The sequence below is a fragment of the Bacillus sp. B25(2016b) genome, assembly GCF_001679765.1.
GTDB lineage: Bacteria > Bacillota > Bacilli > Bacillales > Bacillaceae_G > Bacillus_A > Bacillus_A thuringiensis_K.
In genome coordinates this window covers 843,640-854,693 of sequence record NZ_CP016285.1, presented here as the reverse complement: position 1 = coordinate 854,693, position 11,054 = coordinate 843,640, and the positions used below count along the sequence as shown (strand labels likewise).

Below are 11,054 nucleotides of genomic sequence, written 5' to 3'. Positions count from 1 at the left end.
AGAGTATTTCTTTTGTATTTTAGGGATAATTAAATATGCTACTTTATCTCCTAACTGATGGTTTACCTTTGAAGCGGGAATTTGTACAGGTTCTTCAGGTTGTAATGAAGTGTCAATCTTTGTCTCTGTCTCTGTTTGATTGATGTTTTGCGTTTCATTTTCTTTAGAAGGTGTGGAAGTCTCATATTGTTTAGCCTCGTTAGTTGTTAACGACTCTGCTGATTGTCTAGCACTATACCATTCTAGAAAATAATAGGAAAAGATAGTAAGTCCAATAACAGTTAAACATAAGCCTATCCATTGTTTTTTATTCACTTTTATCACTCCATTTGAAAACGACAGGATTTCTCCTGCCGTTTTAAGGAACTATTTTATGCGTTTGTCTTTTTACGACGGAACATTAATACAGAACCAGCTAATGCTAATCCTAAGCTTGCTAACATCATTGTAACACCGTTTGATGCTGTATTAGGTAATTTTTCACCTTGTTTTTTCGTTTCTTTTTTCACAACTGTATTAGTATTTTTCTTTGTTTCTTTTGCAGTTGTTTGAGGCTTAGTTTGTTCTTGTTTATTATTTGTTGTTTGGTTATTTTGTTTTGAATTCTCTTGCTTAGTGTTTTCTTGTTTAACAGGTTCTTGTTTAGTGTTTTCCTGTTTAGTATTTTCTTGTTTAGGTTGTTCTTGAGGTTTAGTAGTTTCTTTATTTTCTGTTGTAGTATTTGTGCTCTTTGGATATTTATAATCTTCACATGGAATGCCGTCTTTATCATTATCTAAACGGTGTGGATCATTTCCAACACCATATCCATTTTGATCCCAGAATGCTTGAGCATCTTGTTGACTTTTAAAATGACCACAGTTTTTTGTATCATTAGGACTCTTAGCTGCAAATGCAGAAGAACTGTACCCCACTGTTAATAGTGTTACCGCTGTTGCTGAAGCTAATAATTTTTTCATAAATTTCTTTATCCCCCTAAATGGTATGTATTTACATTGAAATATTTTACATTTAAAAATCTAAAAATACAATAATAATTTGTAGATAAATGTAAGATTTCTAGATAATAATACCAAACTGTTAATTCATATATTGTCATATTATGTCGAAAGAAAATAAAAAAAGAGCCAAAGCTCTCTTTAATAACTAATACTAACCATAGTCACTATTCTCACAGTAATATGAATTTGATTTATCACAACAAATATATGTTGTTTGTTGGATAAATAATGGAATCAGTAAAGCGTTAGCTGTAGTAGCATTTGAGACAGTAATACTTGAACATCCTCAAATAAGAAAGCTCTTGTATCTCCCGGTGTTAATGTAATTATTACAATTCTACATGCCTAATAAAGAAAAGGTATACCGTATACTTTATACAGTTGGCTATTGTCAGGAATCATTTTGCACGAAAGAAAAGACACTCCATATGAGTGTCTTTTCCAATAGTTTTTAGCAGAAGCAAGAAGCTCCAACGATTATTAATAAAATGAATAACACAACTAATAAAGCAAAGCCTCCAGAAAAGCCACAACCGCCACAACTACCACCGTAACCCATAATAGTTCCTCCTTTAGATAAGAGGGGAAAACTAAGGTTCACTCATGTATTTTAATGGATTCGTTTCATCTTATGTTTTTCCGTATTGATTGAGCAGGTCCTTTCGAAAACTATTTACATATTAACTATATTTTTAAAAATGAATAATTTAACTATAACAATAAATAGATAAATTAATATAATGTATTAATTCTAAAAGAAGGGAGGAATAGCCATGCAATTAGTTTGTTTTAAAATAGTAAGTGGTCAATATTTCTTATTTGTAGAAGGTATTCAAATTCCTGTACCAATTCCAGCAGTTGCTGCAGCTTTATTAATTGGTTTAGGAGTAATTCCACTTTGTTCTTAATGTAAGGAATTCGGATCATTCCTATCTTTCCATTGGAAAAGCCTCAAGTATATGAATACTTGAGGCTTTCTTTATATCAGAGAAAAAACACCTTACAGCGCTTGAAGATCTCCTGATTTAATTAATGCGGCCGTTACATCATCACCGAAAGTATTGAGACAAAATACTTGCTCGTCTACCTTATCCATCACTGTAGCTTCACCTATCACGCCACCTTGAAGTTTAATAAAATAGTTATGTTCTTCTACAATTTTACTAAAATCTCTATTTGCCCATCTTTCAGTAATTGCTAATAGCTCTTCTTTGTTCTTGAAATTGTTTCCGTTTAGAATATTTCTTACTTTCTCTGCATTCTTTTTGGACATAGGGGTTGCTCCCTTTCCTTCACACGCTTTTACTTTTTGATGAGTCATGCTATGCATAGCTGAAATAACTTCTTCTTCAGTAGAAGTTACTGTAATGTGAAGTTGTGCATTTGAACCTTTCACTTCTGCTTCATTCGATAGTATGTCTTCTTTATTAACCTCTGCAAAAACATGGTCCTCACTCTTAAGCGGGACTTCAGCAAACTGTAATATTCCATAAGTCATACCAGTTGCAAGTACTACTCCCCCTATAATAGATGCTAGCCAATACTTTAGCTTCTTATCCATCTTCACTTCCCCCGTCTTCGTTTACATACATTAACTAAAGAATACCATATTTAATTCCTTTTTATTGAAGAGTCTCTAATTTCTACTATTTAAAAATATTCTCATCGTCTAATGTAATACGATATAATCATTTTATAATACAAAAAAAACCATATTCTCATTCCCTATTTTTTTGGAGGTGATTGTCTTGAATAAAAACATCAATCTACTTCTTCAAATAATAATTGGAATTATAATTATGATCGCACCTATTCTCATAACAGGATCTATATACGATGTCACTAAATCATTTGGTGAACTATTAGTGGCAGAACTTATTATAAGAACACTTTCTCTCATTATTGGACTTTTAGTTATTAGTACGGCTTTGCATCGTTATTCTCAATAATTATTCATGTTCAAAAAATACAAATATTTTACATACCAATTCTTATGTATTAAGACATCAAAAACAAGTGTTACGAAAAAAATATAAAAAAGACATCTTTTTTAGGGAAAGATGTCTTCTTTATATAAACCTTAATGTTCGTTCTGTAAAACCCTCGCTGCCTTTACTCCCTTTTTCTCTTCTTTTAAAAATAACGATATGATAAACGCAACAATTATAAAGACTAGCCCAAGTGTAAATGCACCTTGGAATCCTGACGTTAAACCGTTTAACTTCTCTACTGGATCCAGTGGATTTGCGGAGCTTTCCATATAGCTAGTTGTTCCTGAAGACATTTTCGATATGAATATAGCTGTACCAATTGCGCCAGATACTTGTTGCAGTGTACTAAACAATGCTGTTCCGTGCGGATATAAATCTGGTGTTAATTGATTTAAACCGTATGTTTGTGCTGTCATGACAAACATAAGTCCAACCATTAATACGCTATGCATAATAATAATTTGTAACATTGATGTATCAGGAGTAATGCCTTTAAATAAGAACATTGCAATCCCTACTAACACAATGCCGGGAACGATAATAACTTTCGGACTAAATTTATCAAATAGTTTACCTGCAATCGGTCCCATTATAGCGCTAATAATACTTCCCGGAAGCATGATAATTCCTGATTTAAAAGCTGTAACGAGTAAAACAGTTTGCAGAAACATCGGTAATAAAGTCATCGTTGAAAATAATGACATCATCACAATGACGATTAATCCAACTGATAATGTAAACATCGGGACTTTAAATGCGCGTAATTCTAAAATTGGATTCTCAATTTTTAATTGTCGGACGACAAAAATACATAATGAGATAAATCCAACAAGTAAAGCGCCATACACTTTCGTATCAGACCATCCTAAATCACCTGATGCACTAAAGCTATACACAAGTCCGCCAAATCCGAGTGTCGATAAAAGGATTGATAGGTAATCTACTTTTGGTCTTGTTAACTCTGAAACATTTTGAATGTACTTCATCCCAATCATAATGGAAATGATCACGATCGGAATAACAATGTAGAATAACCAGCGCCAATTTAGTGAGTCTACGATTACTCCGGATAATGTAGGACCAATTGCTGGAGCTGCCATCATTACAAGTGCGATTAATCCCATTGTTGCACCACGTTTTTCAGGCGGACAAATAATTAAAATCGTATTCATTAATAACGGTGTAATTAATCCCGTCGCTACAGCTTGGACGATACGGCCGACTAATAAAACGGAAAATGTCGGCGCAAATCCCGCAATTAATGTACCAGCTAAAAACGTTACCATAGCGATTAAAAACATTTGCCTCGTTGTGAGCCATTGTTGAAGTAACGCTGTAATTGGGACTAAAACACCAACTACTAACATGTAAGCTGTAGAAAGCCATTGAATCGTTGAAGCTGTTACGTCAAATTCTTTCATTAATACCGTTAACGCATTACCAAGTAATGTTTCATTTAATAATGCAACCATTGCCCCTAAAAGTAACGCAATTAAAATGGGGGTATGTTTCAAATTAGAAGTATCAACTTTGCCACTTGCAGGGCTCTTAGTTGTCATATTCATTTACAGATTCTCCTCCTGTTTCTTACTTAAAAAACTTTAAATATACCTAAACACATGTAATATAATATACATATGTAGATTAAAAAGGGAGAATCAATTTTCAGCCACTGTATATTTAATCTACAAAAAAGGAGAAGTGTAGATGAACGATAATGAAAAACAAATTGATTTACGTATTAGACGTACACATAAATTACTATGGGATTCCTTATTTGAATTAATGACGCAATCAAAACAGAAATATAGTACGATCACGATTAACCAAATATGTGACCGCGCAATGGTACACCGAACAACCTTTTATAAACACTTCGAAGATAAAGATGCTTTATTAGCATTTGGATTTAAACGATATAGCAAGATGATTGCTGAAATACCAGTTTCAGATCGATTAAGTAAACCATTTCAAGTAATGGAACAATTCCTACACCATGAAGAAATCGGTAAAATATTAGAAACGCAAATGTCTGATGAACAATTCATTAACCGGACACAGTATTTAAGTCACGAAACGAGAAAACAAGAAATAGAAGCGTTACATCAACTGCGCAAAAATCATACGATGCCAAATGATTTAATCATTGAATTTTATTCAGGGGCAATCACCTCATTAAGCGCATGGTGGTTTAAAAATGAAAGAAAAGTTTCTGCTGCTGAAATGGATAGGTATCTTCACCAACTTATTAACCAGGATATTTTTCAGTTTGAAAAAGAATAAGACTACACCTTTTCAATCATGGAATCAAATTGACCATAAAGTAGGAGTATGATATATTTTCGGTAGAATATTATATAAGTGTGACAGCGAATAAATTGGCATATAATAAAAAGAAGAGATGCGCTAACATCTCTTCCCTAACTGCTACCGTATGGGTGGTAGTTATTATAAGCTATTTCTTTTTACGAAACCCACCCTTTTGCTTCCTACGGCGCGGAGTGGGTTTTTTGTTGTCCTTACCCAGAAGTTGCTTCCGCAAAAAATACGCTGAAACTTCACGTACAGTCGCTTTTACAAATTCTTTTACAAGGTCAAACAAAAACTCCATATTATCACCCCCTTTCCTTCCAAATGGAAAGAAGGGATAACCACCCACCCTCACAATATGCAGTTACATATATTTTATCAAATGATTGTAAAGATATTATGTAAACAAAACAAATGAAATTTTATATAGAAAATATGAGTTTATATTATTTTCATTCTCTTCAATTAGATTTTCTTTTTAGATGCTATCTTCAAATAAGGTAGCATCTAAAAAACGTTAAAAAGAATTTTCTCCCTAGTGTCTTCTTATATTTTATGTAATCTGCGTATTTAACCTTTTCTACGTTCTTTAATTACTTACTGAATATAGTCATACAGATTTTTCGCTAACAATAAACAAGTTACTGTAATGAAAAGAGCACGAACATACCCGCTTCCTTTTTTTATAGCAAATCTGGAGCCGGCGATTCCTCCAGCAATTTGAGCAACTCCCATTATAAAACCATACACATAGTTTACTTGCCCTACATACATAAACATCAACAATGCACCAACGTTACTTCCTAAATTAAGAAACTTCGCAGTACCTGCTGCTTTTAAAAAATCATACCCAATAAATAAAAGAGAAAACATTAAAAATGAACCTGTACCAGGACCTAGAAATCCATCATAAAAACCAATAGCAAAAATAAAAAAGGTAAAAATAATGACGTGTCGACCAGACAATTTTTTATGAGTGGAAATACTTCCCCAATCCTTCTTGAATATCGTATAAATAGCGACCACACCAAGCATGATCAGCATTAATGGCTTCAGTACTTCTGGATTCATTAAATGAACGGTCCATGCCCCTATTATGGAACCTATAAAAGTGATTGGAAATAATTTAAAAGCCGATTTCAAATCAAGATTACCAGAACGATAAAACACAATATTACTAGTTGCACTCCCCATTGTCGATGCTAATTTATTCGTGGCTACTGCACTTGCTGGATTCAATCCTGTAAATAATAAAGCTGGTAAAGCAATGAGTCCACCACCACCTACAACTGAATCAATAAATGCAGCTACAAATCCAAAAACAATCAAAATCATTAATACAGATGGGTCTAAATAAAAATCCATACTAGTAGCCTCCCCTTTAGTCACTATTGTAATAGTAACTACCAATTTGCTAAATGTAAAGAGTTATTGTAACGTTGAAATATAAAGTGAAACTTTAATCAGTGGTGGGTTTTGTTCATCCTCCACTGATTATCAGCCCTCACCCATCGGGCTGCCCGTTAAAGCGGGATAAAAGCAAACATCGGAGGACGAAAAAGTGGACTACATCGTACAACAGCTTAAAAAAATTGGTTTTAATGAATATGAAGCTAAATCTTATGTATCTCTTGTTAAACAGGGGCCTGTCACAGCCTATCAAGTGAGTAAGGATTCGGGTGTCCCAAGAGCGCGAATTTATGAGATTTTAGGTAACCTTGTAGAAAAAGGAATTGTCATGAAAGAAGAAATAAATGACACTACTCGCTATTCACCTCTACCTGTTGAAATCTTTTTACAGAAGGCGCAATCAGAATGGCAGTCTACTTATGAAGGAATAAGTGATTCATTAAAAAAACTAGAAACTTCCGAGGAAAAAACGGATAATCGAGTGATTACTTTAAAAGACAATAAAACAATCATTAGCTATTGTCAGGCATTAATAAAAAAAGCAGAACGACGTATTGTCATTTCAATGTGGGATGAGATGTATGAAGCGTTAAAAGAAGATCTATCTGAAGTAGCTGATAAAGTTACAATACAAGGTATTACCCTACATGTTGAAAATCCCATTAAAAATCTAGAAGCCCATCGCATAACCCCTTATACAGAAACCTTGTCTACAGAACATTGGTTTATTGTATCGATAGATTCTAAAGAAATGATTTATGGACCATCACTTGAAGAGCGTAATATTGCTTTTTATACAGATGACCCCGTTCATATATACTTGCTAGAGGATTACGTATGGCATGATGTTTTAGTAAATCGAATTGTCCGACGTAGCCAAGATGACTTGCAGCAATGGATTACGGCAGAGAGAAGATCTTTCTTTATGGGGAAATAAGAAGTATATTCAAGAGCAAATCAAAAAATTTGCGTATTAAACCTATCAACTTTTCCTTATAAAAATAGCCGACTATTATATAGTAAATAGTCGGCTATTTTTAACATGTTGATTTATGCAGACACTGCCACTTTCTCTTTACGAAAGATTCCCATTAACCCACCGATTAATAGTAAAACTGCAGGTAAAATATAAATGAAAGAAATACAAATAAATCCTCCAATTGCAGCGATTGTCATCATAGCCCCGCCCACTTTTGCTTTGCTTTTTACCATAACTGATCCAACGATACCTAGAATTGATAATGCGACCGCTGCCCAACCTAAACCAATTACATTACTCGCTCCTTCTGCCTCCATAGCAGAAGCGACTCCACCTATAAATAAAGCAATAAATGCACATAAAATACCGAAAATACCACCAATAAGTCCTAATACAAATTCTGTTGTACGTTTCATTTTGAATCCCCTATCCTTCCTTTATTTCATTCCCATTTGTGCTTTACTCGTAGCAAGTTTTTGTCCGTCTTTTTCAGTAAATGTAACATTAAAATTCGCTCCAAGGTCACCATTAACATTTTTTGTCCAGCTAGCAATAATCATTTTAATATCCCCAGCTTGAGACTCCGCTTTATTATCCGGCTCTCCAAACTTTGCGACCACATCTTCGTATTTCTCCCCACCCGCACCAGTTAAAGAATCACCTACTTTAATAGCTTCTACGTCAGCTGCTGAAATTTTCTTTTTACTTTCTTTATTTTCTTTCTTCGTTTCTTGCTTCGGCTCTTCTTTTTTCTCATTAGAAGCTTCCTTAGTAGCATCATCACATGCCACTAAACTTAATGCTACAGCACTTCCTAAAACCAATACCCCTAGTTTTTTTAACATTTCAAATCCCCCTATTAACTATAATGTAAGATTTCCAAGCCTATCTTAGCAAATAACCCAACCAAAATTTGTCATATTATGTCATGGATAATAAAAAAAAGAGCAACACTGAATATCGCCCCTTTTAATCGGATAAACGCTTCTCCCACTCTTTCACCTTTTCAATTGTTACATCTAATTTTTCAGCTATTTCTTCTACACTCATTCCTTTAAAGAGCATTCCAGCTGCCGAAAGTGCTTTATCAATTTCTTCTTGCTTCTCTTGCTCATATAAACGACCTACTTTTGTCATCCGTAACCACTCCTTTACCTTTTTATATGCCTTCTTCTATTTTATCATCCAATCTCCACAAACCGCCCAAACTCCTTCAAAAACCTCAATTTAAAACTCCCCACAGGCCCATTCCGTTGCTTCGCCACATGAATCTCTGTCATCTCTTTCTGCATCGTTTCCTTATCATAATAATCCTCTCGATACATAAGCATAATGACATCCGCATCTTGCTCAATTTGTCCTGTCTCTCTTAAATCAGATAAAAGAGGTCGCTTATCTTGACGTGCTTCTACCGAACGAGACAATTGCGACAACGCCACTACACAAACATTTAATTCACGCGCCAATACCTTAAGCTTACGAGAAATCTCACTAATCTCTTGAAATCGATTACCCTTATGTTTCGGATCGCCCGTAATAAGCTGCAAGTAATCTACAATGACTAAAAGTTTTTTCTCCCCATGCTTCCTCTTTAACTTACGAGTTTGCATCCAAATATCTTGCACCGTAACACCTGCGTTATCGTAAATCTCAAATGGCAGTTCACCAATCTCCGCAAATGCCTTACTCACCTTTTCCCAGTCCTCTATCGCAAAACGATGCTTCGGATTTTTCAGCCTACCTCCTGACACCTCACCTACGCAAGACGCCATCCTTTTTAACAATTGCTTATTACTCATCTCTAATGAAAACAATCCAACCGCCGATCCAGACTTCGCCGCATGCATTCCAACATTTAGCGCAAAAGCAGTTTTCCCCATAGAAGGACGCGCACCAAGAACGACAAAATCACCTTCCTGAAGTCCACACGTCATTTTATTGAGCGATGTATAACCCGTCTCAATACCAGTAATCTCTTTCGCATCTTGATGAAGCTCTTCATATAAATCAACTAGCGCATCTTTCAAATCAAACTCACATACGCAGTCCTTTTCCTCTAACTCACAAAGTGCCGTAATCGTCTCACCAATAATCTTCTCATTCTTCTCCGCAATAAGACGCTCTCCCATCTTGTGCCCGAGAACACCCGCCTGATACATTTTCCAGGCACCTCGAACAAGCCCCTCATAATAAGAGAAGTTGGCAGTTGTAGGCACACCATCCATTAACCCTATAAAATACTCCATTCCCCCGATCCCCTCTAAAAACTTCGGATCTACCCTAGAAATGAACGTCACAAGATCAATCGGTTGCCCCTCTTCTTCCATTTTTCGCATTAACTGAAATATAGACTTATGCACCGACAGAGAAAAATACTGCTCCGTCAAACGGCACTCCTTAATAAGCTCTCCATCAATTAGTAGAGAACCTAATACCGTCTTTTCCGCCTCCACATTTTGAATACTCATGGACGCCACCCGCGCTCCGCTAAAAAGCGCTGCAACTCTTCCTCAGACGGCGCATTCTTCTCCCACTCCTCACACCTCGCCAAAAACTCCTCCGTCTCCCCCGTACTAACAGACGACTCCTTCTTCCTAAAGCTCGCCGTATCCGCCTCAACTTCAGAAACTTTCGTAAAACCTTTCCCGTGCCACCCTCTCAAAATGCCCTTCACATAAGCAACCGTCCGCTTATTATTCTCAAACGCAATTTGAAGAGCCTTCAGCACAAGCTCCTCTGACAAATCTTCCATCCACGCACTCAGTTCCTCCACAGTATGCGGAGACAAACTACCGAAATGTTGCTCATAAAAAGAAAACACGCGACTTCCCGTCTCTTCCTCTATAACCTCTTCTTCCTCTGTCTCCTCACAAATCGGCTCAACATCATCCACAGTCAAATCATCAGGCATACCGAAATGCGCTAAAAGCATCGGAACACTTAGCTCTTCCTCAGCGCACTTCTGAAGAAACATATGTACAAACTCCTTATTCTTCACACCCTTAAGCTCACGAAGCACACACTTCTCCACATTCGTATTCGTCACAGGATTATAACGAAGCCAATTTAAAACGAATAACTCCCGCGTATCCGCATCATAAAGAATCTTCCCATAATCAATGAAGCGCTGCACAAGCTTATCAACAGTCTCCCTGTTATAACCCGTCTCCATCTCAGCTAATCGCTTCGGAAAAGGAAAAATCCCACACTGCGTCGTCTTCGAACAAGTCAACAAGTACACATAAAAATACCGCTCCTCCGGCGTCAAATCCAAAACAAAATCATCCTGCCAAAAATTCACCTGCACAGTACGATACACCGCCATCAAAGTTCCTCCCGTCTCCGTTCAAAAGTAAAAGCCCC

General features: G+C 35.9%; 15 protein-coding genes and 1 pseudogene. 4 read left to right on the top strand and 12 right to left on the bottom strand.

From position 1 onward, the window contains the following. The 3 genes and pseudogenes from BAQ53_RS26555 to BAQ53_RS04440 all read right to left on the bottom strand — a co-directional run. Positions 1–315: pseudogene (locus tag BAQ53_RS26555) on the bottom strand (class D sortase); the annotation flags it as partial. 56 nt (positions 316–371) lie between these two features. Continuing rightward, a complete protein-coding gene (locus BAQ53_RS04445) occupies positions 372–959 on the bottom strand; it encodes an excalibur calcium-binding domain-containing protein (RefSeq protein WP_000734536.1) in 588 nt (195 codons plus the stop codon). 493 nt (positions 960–1,452) lie between these two features. Continuing rightward, positions 1,453–1,560 carry a YjcZ family sporulation protein gene (locus BAQ53_RS04440; RefSeq protein ID WP_000540375.1) on the bottom strand — a complete coding sequence of 36 codons (108 nt, stop codon included), beginning with the start codon at positions 1,558–1,560 and terminating at the stop codon, positions 1,453–1,455. A gap of 214 nt (positions 1,561–1,774) precedes the next feature. Between BAQ53_RS04440 and BAQ53_RS26355 the strand changes: the two genes are divergently transcribed. Beyond that, a complete protein-coding gene (locus tag BAQ53_RS26355) occupies positions 1,775–1,909 on the top strand; it encodes a hypothetical protein (RefSeq protein WP_001177693.1) in 135 nt (44 codons plus the stop codon). A 92-nt stretch (positions 1,910–2,001) separates the two neighbouring features. Here the strand turns inward: BAQ53_RS26355 and BAQ53_RS04435 are convergent, their stop codons facing one another. Further along, on the bottom strand, positions 2,002–2,562 hold the full coding sequence (locus BAQ53_RS04435) for a PRK06770 family protein (RefSeq protein ID WP_000358641.1): 561 nt from the start codon (positions 2,560–2,562) through the stop codon (positions 2,002–2,004). A gap of 187 nt (positions 2,563–2,749) precedes the next feature. Here BAQ53_RS04435 and BAQ53_RS04430 point away from each other — a divergent pair, with 187 nt between their 5' ends. Then, a complete protein-coding gene (locus BAQ53_RS04430) occupies positions 2,750–2,950 on the top strand; it encodes a hypothetical protein (protein ID WP_001038824.1) in 201 nt (66 codons plus the stop codon). Positions 2,951–3,081: 131 nt separating this feature from the next. Here BAQ53_RS04430 and BAQ53_RS04425 read toward each other — a convergent pair whose 3' ends face one another. Continuing rightward, positions 3,082–4,557 carry an MDR family MFS transporter gene (locus tag BAQ53_RS04425; protein ID WP_136999596.1) on the bottom strand — a complete coding sequence of 492 codons (1,476 nt, stop codon included), beginning with the start codon at positions 4,555–4,557 and terminating at the stop codon, positions 3,082–3,084. 142 nt (positions 4,558–4,699) lie between these two features. Between BAQ53_RS04425 and BAQ53_RS04420 the strand changes: the two genes are divergently transcribed. Beyond that, positions 4,700–5,275 carry a TetR/AcrR family transcriptional regulator gene (locus BAQ53_RS04420; protein WP_136999598.1) on the top strand — a complete coding sequence of 192 codons (576 nt, stop codon included), beginning with the start codon at positions 4,700–4,702 and terminating at the stop codon, positions 5,273–5,275. A gap of 172 nt (positions 5,276–5,447) precedes the next feature. On the opposite strand, the gene BAQ53_RS04415 is transcribed toward BAQ53_RS04420, so the two are convergent. Next, positions 5,448–5,603: a hypothetical protein gene (locus BAQ53_RS04415; RefSeq protein WP_000394758.1), complete on the bottom strand. Its 156-nt coding sequence runs from the start codon at positions 5,601–5,603 to the stop codon at positions 5,448–5,450. A 296-nt stretch (positions 5,604–5,899) separates the two neighbouring features. Beyond that, the gene (locus BAQ53_RS04410; protein WP_000348439.1) at positions 5,900–6,667 is read right to left on the bottom strand and encodes a TSUP family transporter; all 768 of its coding nucleotides are present in this window, start codon (positions 6,665–6,667) and stop codon (positions 5,900–5,902) included. Between the two features lie 196 nt (positions 6,668–6,863). On the opposite strand from BAQ53_RS04410, the gene BAQ53_RS04405 reads away from it, so the two are divergent. Next, positions 6,864–7,649, top strand: coding sequence for a TrmB family transcriptional regulator (locus BAQ53_RS04405; protein ID WP_000384584.1), 786 nt, complete (start codon positions 6,864–6,866; stop codon positions 7,647–7,649). Between the two features lie 113 nt (positions 7,650–7,762). On the opposite strand, the gene BAQ53_RS04400 is transcribed toward BAQ53_RS04405, so the two are convergent. From BAQ53_RS04400 to BAQ53_RS04380, 5 genes are all read right to left on the bottom strand, one after another. After that, on the bottom strand, positions 7,763–8,107 hold the full coding sequence (locus tag BAQ53_RS04400; RefSeq protein ID WP_000831854.1) for a DUF4064 domain-containing protein: 345 nt from the start codon (positions 8,105–8,107) through the stop codon (positions 7,763–7,765). Between the two features lie 21 nt (positions 8,108–8,128). After that, positions 8,129–8,536, bottom strand: a complete 408-nt coding sequence (locus BAQ53_RS04395) for a DUF3862 domain-containing protein (RefSeq protein WP_000914239.1) — start codon at positions 8,534–8,536, stop codon at positions 8,129–8,131. A gap of 124 nt (positions 8,537–8,660) precedes the next feature. After that, a complete protein-coding gene (locus tag BAQ53_RS04390) occupies positions 8,661–8,828 on the bottom strand; it encodes a hypothetical protein (protein ID WP_000169782.1) in 168 nt (55 codons plus the stop codon). A 44-nt stretch (positions 8,829–8,872) separates the two neighbouring features. After that, positions 8,873–10,159: a replicative DNA helicase gene (gene dnaB, locus BAQ53_RS04385; RefSeq protein ID WP_000027296.1), complete on the bottom strand. Its 1,287-nt coding sequence runs from the start codon at positions 10,157–10,159 to the stop codon at positions 8,873–8,875. Next, positions 10,156–11,016 carry a DnaD domain-containing protein gene (locus tag BAQ53_RS04380; protein ID WP_000312171.1) on the bottom strand — a complete coding sequence of 287 codons (861 nt, stop codon included), beginning with the start codon at positions 11,014–11,016 and terminating at the stop codon, positions 10,156–10,158. Before BAQ53_RS04380 ends, dnaB begins: the two co-directional genes overlap by 4 nt. Positions 11,017–11,054 lie beyond the last annotated feature (38 nt).

What these genes read in the sequence shown, in the direction of transcription:
- BAQ53_RS04445 (WP_000734536.1), bottom strand. Translation starts at nt 959, where the DNA reads ATGAAAAAATTATTAGCTTCAGCAACAGCGGTAACACTATTAACAGTG.
- BAQ53_RS04440 (WP_000540375.1), bottom strand. Translation starts at nt 1,560, where the DNA reads ATGGGTTACGGTGGTAGTTGTGGCGGTTGTGGCTTTTCTGGAGGCTTT.
- BAQ53_RS26355 (WP_001177693.1), top strand. Translation starts at nt 1,775, where the DNA reads ATGCAATTAGTTTGTTTTAAAATAGTAAGTGGTCAATATTTCTTATTT.
- BAQ53_RS04435 (WP_000358641.1), bottom strand. Translation starts at nt 2,562, where the DNA reads ATGGATAAGAAGCTAAAGTATTGGCTAGCATCTATTATAGGGGGAGTA.
- BAQ53_RS04425 (WP_136999596.1), bottom strand. Translation starts at nt 4,557, where the DNA reads ATGAATATGACAACTAAGAGCCCTGCAAGTGGCAAAGTTGATACTTCT.
- BAQ53_RS04420 (WP_136999598.1), top strand. Translation starts at nt 4,700, where the DNA reads ATGAACGATAATGAAAAACAAATTGATTTACGTATTAGACGTACACAT.
- BAQ53_RS04415 (WP_000394758.1), bottom strand. Translation starts at nt 5,603, where the DNA reads ATGGAGTTTTTGTTTGACCTTGTAAAAGAATTTGTAAAAGCGACTGTA.
- BAQ53_RS04410 (WP_000348439.1), bottom strand. Translation starts at nt 6,667, where the DNA reads ATGGATTTTTATTTAGACCCATCTGTATTAATGATTTTGATTGTTTTT.
- BAQ53_RS04400 (WP_000831854.1), bottom strand. Translation starts at nt 8,107, where the DNA reads ATGAAACGTACAACAGAATTTGTATTAGGACTTATTGGTGGTATTTTC.
- BAQ53_RS04395 (WP_000914239.1), bottom strand. Translation starts at nt 8,536, where the DNA reads ATGTTAAAAAAACTAGGGGTATTGGTTTTAGGAAGTGCTGTAGCATTA.
- BAQ53_RS04390 (WP_000169782.1), bottom strand. Translation starts at nt 8,828, where the DNA reads ATGACAAAAGTAGGTCGTTTATATGAGCAAGAGAAGCAAGAAGAAATT.
- dnaB (WP_000027296.1), bottom strand. Translation starts at nt 10,159, where the DNA reads ATGAGTATTCAAAATGTGGAGGCGGAAAAGACGGTATTAGGTTCTCTA.
- BAQ53_RS04380 (WP_000312171.1), bottom strand. Translation starts at nt 11,016, where the DNA reads ATGGCGGTGTATCGTACTGTGCAGGTGAATTTTTGGCAGGATGATTTT.